11 protein-coding genes are annotated in these 17,901 nt (G+C 50.4%); 2 read left to right on the forward strand and 9 right to left on the reverse strand.

Translation table 11 applies throughout. The features are described from left to right. Positions 1 to 76: 76 nt before the first annotated feature. Positions 77 to 1,270: a FecR family protein gene (locus tag BM040_RS05300; protein ID WP_092099406.1), complete on the reverse strand. Its 1,194-nt coding sequence runs from the start codon at positions 1,268 to 1,270 to the stop codon at positions 77 to 79. Positions 1,271 to 1,811: 541 nt separating this feature from the next. Here BM040_RS05300 and BM040_RS05305 point away from each other — a divergent pair. Beyond that, entirely contained in the window at positions 1,812 to 2,369 is a 558-nt protein-coding gene (locus tag BM040_RS05305; protein WP_092099407.1) for an RNA polymerase sigma-70 factor, read from the forward strand. Positions 2,370 to 2,429: 60 nt separating this feature from the next. Here the strand turns inward: BM040_RS05305 and BM040_RS05310 are convergent, their stop codons facing one another. The 8 genes from BM040_RS05310 to BM040_RS05345 form a co-directional block, all read right to left on the reverse strand. Beyond that, the gene (locus tag BM040_RS05310) at positions 2,430 to 4,826 is read right to left on the reverse strand and encodes a glycoside hydrolase family 3 N-terminal domain-containing protein (RefSeq protein WP_092099408.1); all 2,397 of its coding nucleotides are present in this window, start codon (positions 4,824 to 4,826) and stop codon (positions 2,430 to 2,432) included. 55 nt (positions 4,827 to 4,881) lie between these two features. Next, on the reverse strand, positions 4,882 to 6,360 hold the full coding sequence (locus BM040_RS05315; RefSeq protein WP_092099409.1) for an alpha-L-fucosidase: 1,479 nt from the start codon (positions 6,358 to 6,360) through the stop codon (positions 4,882 to 4,884). Positions 6,361 to 6,502: 142 nt separating this feature from the next. Continuing rightward, positions 6,503 to 6,892, reverse strand: coding sequence for a hypothetical protein (locus BM040_RS05320; protein ID WP_092099410.1), 390 nt, complete (start codon positions 6,890 to 6,892; stop codon positions 6,503 to 6,505). A gap of 264 nt (positions 6,893 to 7,156) precedes the next feature. Then, positions 7,157 to 7,930 (reverse strand): 3-keto-disaccharide hydrolase, encoded by a 774-nt coding sequence (locus BM040_RS05325; protein ID WP_092099411.1) that lies wholly within the window; start codon positions 7,928 to 7,930, stop codon positions 7,157 to 7,159. Between the two features lie 56 nt (positions 7,931 to 7,986). Continuing rightward, positions 7,987 to 8,655, reverse strand: coding sequence for a gluconate 2-dehydrogenase subunit 3 family protein (locus BM040_RS05330; protein WP_092099412.1), 669 nt, complete (start codon positions 8,653 to 8,655; stop codon positions 7,987 to 7,989). Positions 8,656 to 8,683: 28 nt separating this feature from the next. Next, positions 8,684 to 10,423: a GMC family oxidoreductase gene (locus BM040_RS05335; RefSeq protein WP_092099493.1), complete on the reverse strand. Its 1,740-nt coding sequence runs from the start codon at positions 10,421 to 10,423 to the stop codon at positions 8,684 to 8,686. 197 nt (positions 10,424 to 10,620) lie between these two features. Then, a complete protein-coding gene (locus tag BM040_RS05340) occupies positions 10,621 to 12,204 on the reverse strand; it encodes a RagB/SusD family nutrient uptake outer membrane protein (RefSeq protein ID WP_092099494.1) in 1,584 nt (527 codons plus the stop codon). Positions 12,205 to 12,226: 22 nt separating this feature from the next. Continuing rightward, positions 12,227 to 15,409 carry a SusC/RagA family TonB-linked outer membrane protein gene (locus tag BM040_RS05345; protein WP_217646693.1) on the reverse strand — a complete coding sequence of 1,061 codons (3,183 nt, stop codon included), beginning with the start codon at positions 15,407 to 15,409 and terminating at the stop codon, positions 12,227 to 12,229. A gap of 929 nt (positions 15,410 to 16,338) precedes the next feature. On the opposite strand from BM040_RS05345, the gene agaR reads away from it, so the two are divergent. Next, entirely contained in the window at positions 16,339 to 17,103 is a 765-nt protein-coding gene (agaR, locus tag BM040_RS05350) for a transcriptional repressor AgaR (protein ID WP_092099413.1), read from the forward strand. Positions 17,104 to 17,901: the final 798 nt, after the last annotated feature.

The following is a 17,901-nucleotide window of genomic DNA, read 5'->3' on the forward strand; positions in this document are numbered from 1 at the left end:
TTTAGTGATTGTACTTGCGCTTAATCCATACTTTCCGTCGGGGGCACTTTATACTTTCGGCACCCCGGCTCTTCCATCAGATCGTTGAGACAACAATCCTTCTTCCCTCTCTCTTGAACTGGATTGACCCGGTCAGCTCCAGCATTTCCAACACTTTGCTGATTTCCGTATTCCGTGAGATGATTCCGGAGAAGTGCTTGGAAGACATTTTACCGGAATAAGCCGCCTCAATGCCGTACCACCTCTCCAACTGCCGCATCACCGTGGTAATGTCAGCACTGTTGAAGTAGAAAAGCCCGTTCTTCCAGGCTACCGCTTCATCCACATCCACCTTTCGCAGCTTGATATCCTCCCCGATGGTGGCTTGCTGGCCTGGCACTATTTCCTTGCTCACCGAGCCATTTCCTACCCGCACAGAACCTTCTAGTAGCGTGGCTGTCGGTTGCCCCTCATTAGGGTAAGCCATCACGTTGAAATGCGTTCCCAATACTTCCACGGTGGCCTTGTCAGCCTTAACCCTGAAGGGTTTTTGCTGATTTTTGGCTATCTCGAAGTATGCCTCACCTGTCAGCTCCACGATCCGCTCGTTTCCTGCAAAGGCGGATGGAAAGTATAGGGAAGAAGCGGAGTTGAGCCATACTTTGCTGCCATCGGGCAACACGACCTGGTACTGCCCGCCCACTGGTGTAGAAATGGTGTTATAGAACACCTGCTCGCTTTTGCTGTCGGCAATTTCGAAGGAGACAATACCATCCAGTTTGGCAACCTTTACACCTTGCTCCTCGCGCACCGTGCCGTTTTCCATGTCCTCCAGCAGGAAGACAGAGCCGTCACTGAACGTCAGCTTTGCCTTGTCGCCACCTGGGAGTATTTCCTCCGGTTGCTTGTTTGGTGTAACTTCCGCTATGGCAGCCGGAGCGGCATGTTTACTTCGCTGTGACTGGTAAATAAGAAAAGCAGTGGCAAGCAGCAGCGTGATGGCTGCGGCATACTTCCATACTGACCTGCTGCTCCACAGGCTTCTGGTTTTCTGCTGGTCTACTGTCTGTGCAGCGATCCGCTGCCAGGCTTTGTCAGTATCTATCCTCGAAAAGAACTCGAGTTCTTCCTCCAAGGCCTGCTCGTTCTGGATTCTGTCAAAAAAGTGCCGGTTCCTCTCGCTCTCCGCTATCCATGCCTCCATTTCTTGCTCTTCCTGCAGGGTGAGTTCGCCTCTAAGGTATTTAAGGATAAGGTCGGCTCTTTCGAATTGTTCTTGCTTGTTCTCCATAAGGGTTATGTTGCAGTAAAGACACCTATGGAAGCAAAAGGGGTGAAAGGAATACAAAAAATTTTATCCTGGTTTAGGTAGTGGGAGAAAAGTGCCTTCTCCTTCGCGGCAAGTATGGCAGGCTCATGCAAAGGGGCATCTCAGCGCCTTAACCTAAACATAACATTAACTTAACCAGCTAACTGGGCATGATAAATGATTTTAAGGATAGCTTTGGGGCATCGGAACAAGGGAATCGGGACGAGCAAGTGCCCATTGCTGCTACTTTAAAACGAGGTAATCAGCGGCGGTGCAAGCATAAATAAAGCTACTATAAATCAGTGGTTGAGTAGCAAAAAGGAGCAATGAAAAGGGTGTCAAAAGCGAGCGCTTACTTTCATTATAGACTTATATTTGATTTCGATTCCTTTCTTTGTAAGTTTAGCAAATGCTTGTTCGACAAAACAGCTTTTCAGCAGCAAGAATGACGCTGCTCCCATATCCATACTTAAACTCTAGTTATCCTACGAATACAAGTTGCATTAAATAAAAGTACTTCCAAATGAGCGTGAACGAGGATCAGCCTGTACCCAGCGATAATTCAGACCTAAAGCAGCTTTTCGACAGGTATTATACCCGTCTGGTATATTTCTCCGCCCAGATAGTAGACTCCCAGGCCGCTGCCGAAGACATCGCCCAGGATGCCTTCATTAAATACTGGAACCAGCGATACGATATTCTTCCACACCCGTTGGCCATTAAGAACTACCTGTATAGTACGGTGAAAAATGCCAGCTTAAATGTAGCGCGGCATCAGAAGGTAAAAGCGGATTATGCCGCCAGCCTCAGCGAAATGGCGGCAGTTACAGAAAGCCTGGACAGTGCTATCATTCATGCCGAAGTATTAGCCCAGCTACACAGCGCCCTAAGTGAGCTTCCGGAAGGTTGTCAGCAGATTTCCAGGATGTGCTATCTGGATGGGAAGAAGAATCAGGAGGTAGCTGAAGAACTGGGAATCTCCATTAACACAGTAAAGACACAGAAAAAAAGGGCCCTGCAGCTGCTGCGCCTAAAGCTAAACCCTGAACTGTGTGCTATGCTGCTCTTCCTGGAGCTTTAGATTTCTCAAATTTCATACTCAGGCTGCTGGCCACTTATACTACTAAAACGAGCCATAGCGCTATTTCTCCAGCGAAAGCGGTTGAATAGCCTGCCTGATTTTAAAGGAGCTCTCCAACCTGATATCATCAGACGAGGCGCCTACCATTACATCAAAATCACCGGGCTCCACGACCCACTGCACTTTTGTATTCAGCAGCATCAGGTCCTCTGCCTGCAGCACCAGCTCCACAGCTTTCTGCTCTCCTGCTTTCAGGTGTATTCGCTGGAACTGCTTTAGTTGCTTGTCCGGTGTAACCGTCGAGCTTACCCTGTCGCGCAAGTATAGCTGCACCACTTCATCCCCGTCGCGTGAGCCGGTATTCTTCACCTGGAGACGCACCTTCACCTCTACATTGCCCTGGTTCTCTGCTGAATTAACCTCAAGACCGCTGTACTCAAACGTGGTATAACTCAGCCCATAACCGAAGCTATACAGTGGCTGCGCATCCATTTCCACGTAATCATGCTTGGCGGGTCGTTTGGCGTTGTAGTAAACAGGTAGCTGCCCTACATGCTTCGGCACGGAAATGGACAGGCGCCCAGCCGGGTTATAGTCTCCGAACAACACATCCGCGACCGCATGGCCTCCCTCCTGCCCTGGGTACCACGCATCCAGCATAGCGGGCACATGCGCGGCCATCCAGTTGAGGTTGAGCGGACGGCCTTTAATAAGCACCACCACTACGGGGGTGCCGGTTTTAACCACTTCCTGCAGCAATTCCAGTTGCTTGCCGAGCAGGTCGAGCGTAGCACGGTCGAAACCCTCACCGCTTTCCATATCGCTTAACCCCTGCACCTTTTCCGGAGTTGAAACCGTGGCCGCGCCTGTCGTTTGGTATTCGGTTTTGAAATCGCGTGCGCTGGAGCCACCCAATACCACCACGGCCACCTCGGCATTTTTTGCTGCCTCCACCGACTCGGCAATGTTGACAGCAGTCGTGTCGCGGATGGCGCTTCCTTTTACATGGGTAACTTTTGTCTGGCCGGATACTTTGGCCTTGATGCCTTCCAGCACGGTGGTGATGTTGCTCTCTGGTTGGGGGGCGGTATAGTCGCCCAACTGGTTGTAGCTATTATCGGCATTGGGACCGATGATGGCAATGCTTTTCAGGTTTTTGCTGAGCGGGAGCAGCTGCTTTTCATTCTTCAGCAACACGATTGATTCCTGCGCCACTTGGCGGGCCAGCTGCACATGCGCCTCGTTCCGCACCACCCTGGCCGCTTTCTTAGGGTCGACATACGGGTTCTCGAACAGGCCCATCTCAAACTTTACCCGCAGCACCCGGCTCACGGCCTGGTCAAGTATAGCCATCGATACTTGGCCGCTCCTGATGGCTTCGAGTAAATGTTTATCGTATCCGTATCCGCTCAAGTCGGCATCCAGGCCCGCGTTAATGGCCAGTGCTGCGGCCTCGGCGGGTGTGGCTGCCACCCGGTGGTTTCCCACCAGGCCGGAGATACTTCCCAAATCCGAAACGGTAAAGCCATCGAAACCCCATTCATCCCGCAACAAATCAGACAGCAGGTATTCGTTGGAGGAGCAAGGAACGCCATCAACGGAGTTATAAGCCGTCATCACAGACAAGGCACCGGCCTTTACGGCAGCACGGAACGGAGGCAGGTAGCTCTGGTGCAGCTCGCGATGACCAGTGCTGATGCTGCCACCGTTGTGCCCGCCTTCCGGCACACCATAAGCCGCAAAATGCTTCAGCGTGGAGATCACATTGGCGCCGCTTTTCAGGTTATCCCCCTGAAACCCTTTGACCATGGCCATCCCCATCTGGCTGGTGAGCACCGGGTCCTCGCCATATGTCTCCTCTACCCTCGACCAGCGCGGCTCCCGCGCCAAATCCAGCACCGGCCCGTAGCCGATATGAGCGCCCTGGGCGCGCGCCTCTGCGGCAATGGCCGCCGCCATACGCTGAATCAGGGCCGGGTTCCAGGTGCTGCTTTGCCCGATGGAGCTAGGGAAAACGGTCGTACCGATGGCCATGTGTCCGTGCGGGCACTCCTCAGCCAGTAACAACGGTATGCCTAACCGGGTCTGCTCTACGGCATACTTTTGCAGCGCGTTGGTAGCCTGGGCAGCTAAGGTAGGGTTCAGGCCGGTGATCAGGGTTTTCTGTGTCCAGGGGTCGGCCCGCAAAGTGGCCCACAGCATGCCGATATGCCGCTCATCCACCGCTTTCTTATACTCCGGGCTGAACGTCACTTTTTTGCCCTGCTTTTGGTACATCTCCCAGCCAAGCAAGGTGGACAGCTGCCCCACTTTCTCTTCCACCGTCATACGCCCGAGCAAATCCTTCACCCTATCTTCGATAGGGGCTTTGCTGTTTTTGTAAAGCGGCTTTGCCTGTTGCGCCACCGCTGTTGTCGCGCAAAACAGGCACAGGCCAAGTATAAGCTTTCTGATCATGCCGAGATGGATCAAGTATAGGTGCTTGAGATTTTATACTTTGCTGATGGGCACTCTAATATACTTCTACATTAGCGATGACTGGACTTGCCTTGGCCTCGCTAATGTGGATGCGGATTTTATCGGTGTTGATTGGGCTATCGAGCCTGAGGATGCGTTTATACCCGATAGTGGTGGCATCGGCCACCGGCTTCCAGGCATTGTCCTGCCATACTTCCACGGAGAAGGATTTTACCCGCTGGCCCAGCCGGATGTACTCTTGCAGCAGTACATACTTCACGGGCTGTGTTTTGCCTAAATCCACTTCCAGTATACCTGAGGTAACCGCATCGTCTGTCGCCCAGTAGGTTTCTTTGTCCCCGTCCGTCACATTAGAAGCAGCAAAGGCCTCTGCGTTTCCGCGGTAAGAGTCGGCTTTCACTTTTGCCTTCGCCGCCAGGTTGGTTTTAAACTCCCGGTCCAGCATTTGCCTCCACTCCTGCAGTGCTTTCACATCCTGCTCATGAATAAGCCCACGCTTGTCGGGAGGCACGTTCAGCAGCAAGGTAGAGCCGCGCCCCACGGAAGTCAGGTATATATCAAACAGCTTTTCAGGCGTTTTTACGAGCGAGTCTTCCTTGGCATGGTAGAACCAGCCGGGCCGTATGGAGACGTCCACCTCTGCCGGAATCCATTTGTCGCCGTCTTCAGCGCCTGTGCCCAGGAGTTTTTCTATACCTGCCTGACCTGCATAAAGTGTATCGTTGCTGATGGTGTTCCAGTTCGTTTCGCTCACAAAGCCCTTTTCATTGCCCACCCACCGGATGTCCGGACCGGCATCGCTAAAGAATAGCACTTTAGGCTCCGGTTGCAATCCTTCTACCATTTGCAAGGTGTTAGGCCAGTCGTAGTAGGTTCTGCGGTCGATGTTGCGCTTTTCGCGTGCGCCTCCGTAGTACCCGTCGCCGCCATTGGCTCCATCAAACCACATCTCGAACACAGGGCCGTAGTTGGCAAATATTTCCTGCAGCTGGTTCCGGTAATACTCCACATAGGAAGGCTGCCCGTAATCTGCCCGGTTCCGGTCCCAGGGCGACAAGTATACGCCAAACTTCAACCCATACTTTCGGCAGGCCTCAGCGACCTCTTTTACCACGTCTCCCTGTCCATTCTTATAGGGACTGTTCTTCACCGAGTGCTCCGTATACTTGCTAGGCCACAGGGCAAAGCCATCGTGGTGTTTGCAGGTAAGAATTACGCCCTTAAAGCCTGCCTCTTTCAGCGTGCGCACCCATTGCTCCGCGTCCAGTTGAGAAGGGTTGAAGATGGTAGGACTTTCGTCTCCGTAGCCCCACTCCAGGTCTGTAAAGGTATTGGTGGTGAAGTGGATGAAGGCATTCATTTCCATCTCGTGCCAGGCCAGTTGCGCTTCCGTCGGAACAGGAAGCAGGGGCTGAGGAGGAGCAACTTCCTGGACAGAGGTGTTGCTGCTGTTTGAACAGGAAAGGAAGGCGCCGGTACATGCCGCTGCCAGCCAAATGCTTAATTTCTTCATCAGTAGGTTTTAGGGTTTATGGGAAAGAAATGGTAGTGTTTACCTTATAGTAAGATAGTAAGCTACAGGATAGCACGAAGATGCATGTTATACTGAACTGGTGCAGCCTATGGGCGAGGCGAAGCATGTAGGCTGAACTTTGTCAGGCACTGGCTTTTTTCCTATTTCTATCAATTATCAAGTAAGTAATCAAATTCATAATTACCGAGTTACCGATAAGCATCCAATATAAATTAGCTCCTCCGAGGTCAAGAAATTCAATCAATCCTTGTAGCGGGTTAAACAATGCTAGTGCAATAACAGCAGGCATCAAATAACCAACAATATTGTAATTCCTATTCTTAATCAATTTTAAAGTGACTATGGTGATAGCCATATTGAATAGATAATTCAGCGCTAGAATAATTGTATATAAAAACATCACCAATCCTATTGTACCTATATCCCCTTCTTCGTTTATTAAGGATACGATCAAGATAATCGGCAAATAGATGAAATGCAGAAGGTAATATGTTTGAATTTTCTCGTTCATGAAATTAGCTAGTGCCTAATTAAGAAGTATAGGGAAGTTCTCCTCTGCTTGCCAACATTCCTCGATAGCACCGGAGTTTTTTATACTTCCTGATGTCGTGAAAGCAAGGTGGTCCTGACTCCATTACCTAAAGCCAGGACCATCAATTAACCTCACTTAATAACTCACAACCTATCATCTAAATACCTGAGCCATTTTATACTTGCTCGTTTAGAGAAGGTAGCTCAACCAAGTATAAACGGCTGGTTTTTACCCGTTAACAGGCTATTTCAACTCCCTTATCCAGATATTGCGGAAGCTAATGGGCTCGCTTTTGTCTCCGTGCGCCTGTAGTTTGATGGGGCTGGCACCATGCGCTTTGTAGGTGGGTGTTCCGATATACTGCGTTGGCCCAAGCAACTCCACGTTGTTCTGCACCAGTACCCCGTTGAACAGGACCGTGACGCGTGCCGGAGACTTCATGGTGCCATCTGCCTCGAACACCGGCGCTTTCCAGAAAATATCGTAGCTCTGCCACTCGCCAGGCTTTTTAGCTGGATTTGCCAACGGCACAAACTGTTTGTAGATACTGCCCGCCATGCCATTTACATAGGTCTTGTTCTGGTAGGAGTCCAGCACCTGCAGCTCGTAGCCATCATCCCCTTTCCCTGTGGAGGCCAGGAAAATCCCACTATTGCCCCGCGACTGCCCTTCCAGGTTAATGTTCTCCGGAATGCGCCACTCGATGTGCAACTGGTAATCGGTAAAGGTCTTTTTTGTCTCAATGTTGCCGGCCGGTTTGTTCACGGTCATCACCCCATTGGCGACGGTCCACCCGGCAGGTTGGGTCCTGTCTTTTGTTGATACCCACTGGTCCAGGTTTTTCCCATCAAACAACATGAAAGCATCTGAGGGGGCCTGCAGGTGCACCTGCCCGGGCTGCACCACCTTCGGGACCGGCTCCCATACTTCCGTGTCTTCCGGTTTTGCTTTTTGCTGCGCCTGCGCTGCCATTAAAGTAGTTGTTAAAATAGCGGTGAAGAGTAGTTTATACTTCATATGTGGTATAGCTAATAATACACATTCTTATTACTTTTTACTGAAGCAATGCCTCATCAGGCTAGGTCATCATACCGCACGCACTCCCGCAATTCTTTTTCGGTATAGGCCAGGTTATACTCTTTCAAAACCTCGTCCGGCACCCCTTTCCAAAGGTTCGGGCGGTTTCCCTCATAGCCCAGGTCCTTTACTCCCATTTCAGAAGTAAAGAAGCCGGTGGCTGTCAGGTTGCGCATCAGGCTAAAGAAGGCGACGCCCTTCTTCATCTCAGGTGCAGCTTTTTGAGGGTAAGCGATGGCATCCACCACTTGCATCTGCTGCTTTTCATCACAGTCTTTGAAGGCTTTTTCAAACCGGTTCAGGCACTCTATATCCAGCCATTTCAGGCCGCTGCGCATGGGAGTCTGGAACTCAGGCTTATCTTTGACGATGAACTCGATAAACTCCGGCACACCCGCCTCTTCTGCATTTCCGCTTTTCTCGTCTGCCGGGATGATGATGTTGGCCAGCAAGGTGATGGTAGCCATCTCATGCTCTGCAAAGAAAGTTTTAGAGCTTACCGCTTCCTGGTGCGCCACCTCTTCCGGCATGCGTCCGGGTTCTCCGGCAGGCGTTTCAATAACTTCTGCAACGTTCTCCTCAGTCTTGGTACCGCAGGACTCCAGGAGTATCGCCGAAGAAACAGCACCTAATACGATTGCCTTGAATGATTCTCTTCTATCCATTTTGTTCTGATTTTAATCGGAAATATTCCTAGAGGTTTTGCTTCTTCATTTGATCCACGATGTACTCGGAGGCGCGCATCGACAGGGCCATAATCGTCCAGGTAATGTTCTTGTCTGCCTGGGATACAAACTGCCCTCCGTCTACACAGAAAAGGTTCTTGCAATCATGAGCCTGGCTCCATTTGTTCAAGGCTGATCGCTTTGGGTCGTTGCCCATGCGCACGGTGCCCGCCTCATGGATGATCTTGCCGGGATTCTCCAAACCCCATTTGTTGTGAGGTCCGTTGTCGCCACCCCATGTGATGACGGCACCCATTTCATGCATGATTTCCTTGAAGGTCTCGTTCATGTGTTTGGCCTGGTTAATCTCATAATCAGAGTGCTTCACGTTAAAGCGCAGCACCGGAATGCCATACTTATCCACCACGTTGGGGTCAATCTCGCAATAGTTGTGCTCAAAAGCGATGGCTTCTCCACGGCCGGCCATACCTACACCCGCGCCATACATGAACCGGTAGTCGTCTTTCAAGGACTTACCGTAGCCGCCCGCCTCTTTGGTTTTGCCATGCACCTGCATCTTTCCATTCAGGTTTTCAATTCCCCAGCCAAAGCCATACGCTGGTTGCTGCATGCCTCCCCAGTACTCAATGTGGTAACCTCTCGGGAAGTCCAGCTTCTTGTTGTCCAGCCACCAGGGAGTATAAACGTGCATGCCACCGACACCATCCTCGTTGTAGCGCTTGCGGCCCATGAGGTGCGGGAGCACTCCTCCCATCGCAGCCCCGGTGGAGTCGTGCAGGTATTTGCCCACTACGTCGCTGGAGTTGGCCAAGCCGTTCGGGTGACGCCGGGAAACTGAGTTGAGCAGCAGACGCGCGCTTTCGCAGGCGCTTGCCGCCAAAATAACTACTCTTCCGTCCACCTGGTAGTCCTGCATGTCCAGGGTATCCACATAAGACACACCGGTTGCCAAGCCTTCTGAGTTCGTGATTACTTCGCGTGCCATGGCATGCGGAATAACATCCAGGTTGCCAGTTTCCACAGCAGGCTTAACTAAACAGGAGGAAGAGGAAAAATCTGCGTAAGCCTTGCAGCTACGGCCGCACTGTGCGCAGTAAAAGCACTGCCCCCGCTCGTCGTTAATCTTTTTGGTAAGTACCGACAGGCGCGAAGGTATAACAGGGATGCCGATTCCGGTGGCCGCTTTTTTGATCATCAGTTCGTGCAAACGCGGTAGCGGTGGCGGCAGGAAAACTCCGTCGGGTTCATCCTCCAAACCTTCGTTTGTACCAAACACCCCTATCAGCCTGTCCACCCTATCGTAGTATGGTTTTACATCCTCATAGCCGATGGGCCAGTCTTCCCCAAGGCCATCTATACTTTTGTGCTTGAAATCTTTTGGTCCAAAGCGCAGGGAGATTCTGCCCCAGTGGTTTGTTCTTCCGCCCAGCATGCGGGCACGCCACCAATCCCACTCGGTTCCTTCTGCCTTTGTGTAAGGCTCGCCGTCTATTTCCCATCCCCAGTAGCAGCCGTCAAAATCACCAAAAGGCCTGAACTTGGTACTAGCCCCTCTTCTGGGAGACTCCCATGGATTTTTTAACTGTGCTGAGTCTGTGGCGGGATCGTACATTGCCCCTGCCTCCAACATACATACTTTAAGCCCTGCCTTGGCTAGCACATAGGCGGCCATGCCCCCTCCCGCGCCTGAGCCGACAATCACGGCATCGTACTTTTTTGCTTCTTTTTTGACCTGAAAATCTTTCATATGCTTTTTTATCAAGGGTGTTGTCGGCTACCAGAGAAGATGGTTACCATAATATAGTAGATCTTAGCGGCTTTCCAGGGAGTTTCTGAAAGGCTGCTAAGATCTAATATACAAAAGCAATCGTAGGAAATTGTAATTTATTTATGCTTTGAACTCTTGCAAGCAGGACTAGCAAGCTGCTTCAGTTCAAGAAACGATTAATAGCCCGGGTTTTGAGCGCCCAGGCTCGGGTTTCGCTGTCTTTCTGCCTCTGGGATAGGGAAGAGCAGATGCTTCTCCTCGAATACCTTATTCCAGTTGTTGGCATGCCCTACCAGTTCCACAAAGGTGATCTCACCAGGCTTGCTAGCGGATGTTTCGGGATACTTTCTGGTCCGTATCATATCAAACCATAAGCTGAACTCGAACACCAGCTCCCGGTATCGCTCCTTCCATACTTCTTCCACAAAAGCTTCCGTTGACAGTGAGGCAAGTCCATTCCTAATCTGTGCCATGTCCTCTTTCCAATAAGCTCTTCCCCTCACTTGGGCCAGGTAATCTGCAGTTACAGCCGATACTCCCTGTGATCTGGCTTTTGCCTCAGCCGCAATTAACAACACATCCGAGTAGCTGTACATTACAACGTCTTTGCCGGAGCTGGCTGTCTCAAAAATGGCATTGTCGTCGTGCCACATGTAGGGCGAAGGCTCAAACGTGACTACCTTGCCGTCTCCTAGCGTGAGTGTTGTGTGGAAGTACTGCTTTTCCTGTGCTCTCAGGTCTTTCGCCGAATCATACCCAAGTAAAAAGGCCCTTACTGGCTGGTAGGCGCCGTTGGTGAGGGCGTAAGCCACGTGCTGCGCCATCGACACAGGATAGGACCACTGTGGATAAGCATTATCCGAAATGCCCACCGCGTACTCATGGTATAGCACATACTCATTAGCTGAGGCATCGCCTTTGCGGAGCTTATTGTAGGCGCTGTTTTCCAGCACCACATTACCTCCTGCCCTGTCGTGCTGCGTCAGGCTGTAGGCGCCGCTGTTAATAACGCTCTCTGCCATGGCCGCTGCATCAGCATACCTGTCCTCCCGCAGCGGGTAGCCGCTCATAGTCAGGTAAACATCGGCAAGCAAAGTGGCTGCAGCTCCTTTCGTGATACGGCTACCGTTGTTGGCCATGGATGTTTCGGCAAGGCCACCTTCGTTAACGGCAAACTTCAGATCCTCCTCAATCAGGTTATATACTTCTTTTATTGAATTCCGCGCAGCATAAAGGTCAGTGGGCGATTCGTAGGGCTCTGTTACGACAGGCACCTCTCCGAACATTCTAACCAGGTAAAAGTAGGCATAGGCTCTGAAGAATTTGGCTTCGGCCAGCAGCTTGTTACGTTCGGCATCTGTTAAGTCTGGTGTGGTGGGAATATACTTGATAGCATTATTCGCCCGCGAGATACCGCGGTACAGGTCGTCCCAGATGCCTCCCAGGAAGCCATTTAGGTTGTTGCCGTTCAGCGTAAGCTGCTGGGCATGTTGCACGTGCACCTCCTGCCCCTTGTACTCGTTGTCGAAGAAGCCGGACATATAGTTGCCAATGATGGCTTCGGCTCCAAAGTATACTCCACCATCAAATAGCTGCGGGGCACCGTTCCGATACAGGGAGTTCACAGCATTATAGGCGTGGGCCGGCAAGGTAAAGTTCTGCTCAGCGCTTAGCTGGTTTTTTGGCACCTCATCCAGAAAGTCCTCACAGGAAAAGCATACTAAGCCTGTCAACGCGAGTATTACACTTATCTTTTTCATATTGCTTTTCATTTGCGTCTTTTTAGAATTTCACGTTTAAGCCCAAGGTATAAGTCCTCGGTCTGGGATACTGGAAGAAGAAGATGTTCTGCCCCCATTGATCGCCTCCCCAGGAGGTAGCTTCCGGGTCATATCCCTGGAACTCGTCCGCGTGAATGACAAAAGCATTCTGTACACTTGCGTAAACCCTTAGCGCCTTCAAGTTCAGCGCTGGCAAGAAGGTGTTGTCAAAGTTGTAGCCCAGCGAGATAAGGTTGCCACGCAGATACGAACCATTGGCTACCCATCTGCTGTCCACCTCGCTGTTTTGCCCGGCGTAGGCCTGGTTTCGTATTTCCTGCACCATGGTGTTCTGTCTTTCCGGTGTCCAGCCTTCAGTTAAAATGGTACGCAGACCGTTGGCAATGCCGGATCTATCCTCGGTGGAGTGATAAAACTGCTGCAGGATATCCACACCGTAAACAAACTGCAGGTCAACAGAAAGGTCGAAGTTGTTGTACTGGAAGTTGTTGATGAAGCTGCCCGTCCAATCCGGAAGGCCTTTGCCAAGTATGGACTTCTCTCGTGCCCGCTTTGCCTCGCCCGGTACGGCACCTACCTTGGCGGCTTCATCCGCCTCGTCTGTGCCCCAGGTTCCTAGGCGTTCATAGCCCCAGAAAGAGCTGACAGGCTCCCCAACACGCAGGATGGTCTGGCTACCTGATACCCACCACGGCCCCATCTCAATGTCTTCATCATTTTCTCCCAGCTTCTCTATCCTGTTCTTGTTGTAGTTGAAGTTCAGGGTAGACTCCCATCTGAAGGCGCTGTTGTCGATGTTGGTGGTGGTGAGCATCACCTCGATGCCCCGGTTAGACACAGAACCGATGTTGTCCCTAACAGAGCTGAAGCCTGTGGAGTGAGGGATAGGCCGGTCGAGCAGCAGGTCAGTGGTCAGCTTATAGTAGTAGTCAAACTCCAGCCCTACCCGGTTATTGAAAAGGCGGGCATCAAAACCCACATCAAACTGCTTGGTCCTTTCCCATTTCAGATCCGGGTTAGGCATGCGTGATGGAAAGCTTGCCGTCTGTCTTTCCCCGCCTATCAGCACTGTGCCGGAGGAAACGGTTGCCAATGACTGGTAGGTGGGTATTTCGGTGTTGCCCGTGACCCCGTAGCTGCTTCTGAACTTAAGATGATCCAGGAGGGTAGCATTCTGCAGGAAGGGCTCATTCGATACCACCCAACCTACACCCAGGGAAGGGAAAAAACCATACTTGTTGTTTTTCCCGAAGCGAGAGGAGCCGTCCACTCTTCCGGTCAGCGTCAGCAAGTACTTGTCTTTGTAAGCATAGCCGCCCCGCAGGAAGTAGGAGTTCATAGACCATTTCTCATACCCTGACTGTGGCGCACCCGGCTGACTGGCTGCCCCCATGTTATGGTACCTGAAAAAATCGTCAGCAAAACCTCTGGCTTCCGCTGTGTTGTATTCGTAGGAGCGTTCCTGCCAGCTCAGGCCGAGCACTGAGTTGATCCGGTGGTCTCCGAGTTCCTTGTTGTAGGACAGGAAAGTTTCCTCCTGCCAGTAATTCATGTAGTAATCCCCGATAAAGGCTCTTCCCAACGGGCTCGAAATGTTCAGCAGGTCAGTAGGGTAATACTCTTTGAAGCTCCTGTTGTGCTTGTCGAAGCCAAACTGCGTCCGTAAATCGAGACCGGGTAACAGGTGGAAAGTTAGGTAGGTATTGCCAAAATACTGCGTGCGATCTCTCAAGCGATCCTGGGTTTGGAGCACGTGCACCGGATTGGCCATTCCCTCCAGGTTGTAGGCATCGCTGATTAAGCTACTGTTACTCCAGGTACCGTCCGGGAACTTCACCGGGAAGATTGGGGGCATCTCTATCATGGTACGGCGCGGCATCTGGTGCCCACCGCCTTCTTCTGCCTCGTTTTCGCGGGTATAATTAACGAGTAGGTTCACGCCAACAGAAAGCCATTTTTTAGGAGTGGCATCGTAGGCTACCTTACCGTTCACGCGCTCTAACCAGCTGTTCAGCATGATGCCTTCCATTTTGGCGTAGTTCAGGAAAGCTCCAAAGGAAGACGTATTACCTCTTGTCTGTAAGGAGAGCTGGTGGTTATGGGAGATAGCCGTGCGGGTGGCTTCCTCCTGCCAGTCTGTATCATACAAGGGGTTGCCGCTGGCGTCGAAAAGTCTGGGGTCTGATTTAGTGAAGGTTGGCGTGACACCAGGCCGATACTTGGGCGTATTCGCCATGCCTGTCTCCACCACCTGCAGCCACTCCTCGGCGTTGAGCAGGTCCATTTTCTTGCGCATTTTCCCAACGCTTACAAAGCCATCATACCCTACGACAACCCCTTCCGTCGCCGCTCCCCTTCTGGTAGTCACCAGAATGACACCATTAGCTCCGCGCGCTCCGTAAATAGCTGTAGAAGAGGCATCTTTCAACACCTCTATACTTTCTATGTCATTCGGATTGAGGAACTGGATATCTTCCATCACCACGCCATCCACTACATAAAGCGGACTGGAGGAAGAGTTAATCGTCCCGACCCCTCTGATAACCACGCGGGGGCTACTGGTCGGTGAACCTGAATTCAGCTTCACGTTCACGCCGGCGATTTTACCTTGCAACCCCTGCAGTGCGTTCGTAACAGGCGCCTTGAGCAACTCCTCTGAACTTACCACGCCAACCGAGCCAGTTACATCCGATTTTCTTTGTGTGCCATACCCTGTCACCACTACTTCTTCCAACGCTTTAGCATCGGTTGCCATCGTCACGTCTATGACTCTTTGGCCGCTTATCGGGATCTCCTGGGTTGCAAAGCCTATGAAAGAAAAGACAAGCGTGCCATTGCTCTGCTCATCAGGCAAAGAAAGGGTAAAACTACCATCGGTATTGGTGGAGGTGCCCAGGCTGGTTCCTTTTACAAGCACCGTAACCCCAGGCAGCGGAACGCCATTATCATCCCGTACCGTGCCTGTTATCTGAAATTCATACTTGCTAGCAACAGCCGTGCTGACTTCTGGGCTAAGGGCCAGAGCAAAGGAGGTCATTTGAAGCTGATAATGATCAGCAGAATAGCCTTGCGCCGGGCTCATTCCCGCACACATTGTGGTTACAGAGAAAAGTATGGCGCGCCATACCTGCCCCTTTTCCTTCACATGGCTACTGTTAAGCAATTCCGTAAAGCAGTGTTTCATAGGGATATATTTGTTATAAGATGAGTTCTAAACCAAGCAAATCGTTACGGAAAAACGATTTAGCATAAGCACTTTTGCATCTCCCATTCTTCGCTCCACTATGTGTGAGCGAAGAATACCTAACAACTATCCTTTCACCCTCTACGAATGCAAAATCACCTTGCAGAAAATCAGTAAGCCAATTCAGAAACCTGCTATTTAAGCATCTATCTGTAATGTCACTGATAAAAACTATCCTAAAAGTAAGGCGTTCCAGCGTAAGTCAGTTATCGAATTAATACAATGGAACTCGACTTATCGACATTAAGGAAACACCTACCAACATGTTAAATAAAATCCCTGTGAACTTATGGGCGCTACCCTTAAAACAGCATGCTGTAGAGCGGAGCCCGCCCTACAAAGCTGTTAATTCAATATGGAACAGCAGAAAAAGGTACAAAAAGAAGTAATGTATTCTTACTTATAAGCTAGTATAACAAGCCCTTTACGGAATACTTGAAGTTTTTGATAACGAGAGCAGAATACAAAAAGATTTAAAATAATATATTAAAATATAGTGACATTAAACATCTACCATCAGTGCTATTCTGCACATATACTATGGCGCTATATAATCGTCCCCATGAGGCAAATAAGCTTAGCTAAAGCATTATCATGTGGGCTAGTGCAGTTCTTGCTACTACATTATTTACGGTAAAGCCAGTTTTGCAACACTTGGGAGTTCATTTGTGATGGCAATGGATGCGCAAGGCGTCTTTTACTTCAGGTTAGGAGCGGACCTGTGGAGCTATACACCCAATGCAGCGCTGAGGAAATAACCTACTATGTCGGCCACCAATTCTTCGATAATTATTAGGTTTTCCCTATGTCCGGTGCAAAATAAATGCTATTTTCAACCTCTCATTCCTTGTTTAAGCAAATAGCACAATATGGTAAGTATAGCCGAAAGGCATCAGCAGATCATTGACAGACTGCAAAAGGAAGGGAAAGTCAATGTGGCCGACCTATGCACCGACATGAACGTTTCCTCGGTCACTATCCGAAAGGACCTCAAGCTATTAGAGGACAAAGGACTGCTTTTCCGGACACATGGCGGTGCTACCCTGCACAACCCGTACACCATCGACCGCTCCGTAAACGAAAAGGAAAAGATTCAGTCGAGTGAGAAGATGCGCATAGGAGCCACCGCCGCCAGGCTTTTAGAACCTAACGATTCCATCCTGATTGCGTCCGGCACCACGGTTCTGGCACTAGCCAAAAACATTCAGCCGAAAGGCAACCTTACAGTTATTACCTCGGCCTTGAATGTAGCCTTAGAACTGATAAAGCATCCGGACATCGAAGTAATTCAACTGGGCGGGTTGCTCCGGAAAAGCTCTTCTTCGGTAACGGGTCCTTATGCAGAGGGTGTTTTAGAGGATTTCTCTTTCAGCAAGTTGTTTCTAGGAGTTGATGGGATAGACCTTGAGTTTGGACTGACTACTACCAACGTGATGGAGGCGCACCTCAACCGGCAGATGATCAAAGTATCCCAGAAAACAATCCTCTTAGCCGATTCCACAAAATTCGGTAAAAGAGGTTTCGGTAAGATCTGTGGCTTTGAGGATATCGACCAGATCATCACAGACAAAGGCGTTTCCGACTATGTGGTAAGGGCATTGGAGGGAATGGGCATTAAAGTCACGATTGTGTAAAGTATAAGCCTTAACAAAAGAGCCGCAGTAATGCGGCTCTTTTGTTAAGGCTTTGTTTCTGTTCTGTGCCCCTGGCAAAGGTTCCTGTTATCTTATAAGCTGTTCCGATTAACTTATTGGCTTGTTGATGAAAGAGCAATGATACTTTCCCCCAGTTTAAGAATAGGAAGTTCCTACCAAACCGGGTCCAACCACCCCTACCCCTCCTTAGCCAAGGAGGGGAGCTTGTAATTACTTTCTCCAAAGTATAAATTTCATAGTATCTGCTCCCGTGCGGACAGGTCACGACCTGTCCGCACAATGTAAAACCCACCCCTTACCCCTGCGAGGAGGGGAACTTCTGCGTACGATTACATCCCCCTACCCCCTTCAAAGGGGGACTTTGGGTGAAGTTGCATCAGCAGCGGCTATCGAACTTGTTCCCAGCCTTTGGGTTGAGCGCCTCGAGAGGTTCCGGTGCCTGAAAGGCATTGCGACGTCAGGAGCAAAGGAAGCGAAAGCAGCGCGATGCCCGAAGGCGAGGCCTCCCGGCCTAGGAGGGCAGAAAGTGTAGATGAAACGATAGGTATGTAAGTTTGGAGGATGAACGGAAGCTAGCAAGGATAGCTTGGTTCAAGTGGAAGGAAGCAGTGGCTAGGAAAGTATAAAGTGTGAGTCAGCAAGTATAAAGTACAGCTAAAGTATAAAATCAAACCACTAATCCGGCAGTATCTAATTAACTGTGTAAATGGAGGTTTGGGCGCAAGTTCGGACCTTTTTTATTAACTTCCATAACCATTCACACAGCGATGATAAGCA

The organism is Pontibacter chinhatensis, assembly GCF_900113285.1.
In the GTDB taxonomy this organism is placed as follows: Bacteria; Bacteroidota; Bacteroidia; order Cytophagales; family Hymenobacteraceae; genus Pontibacter; species Pontibacter chinhatensis.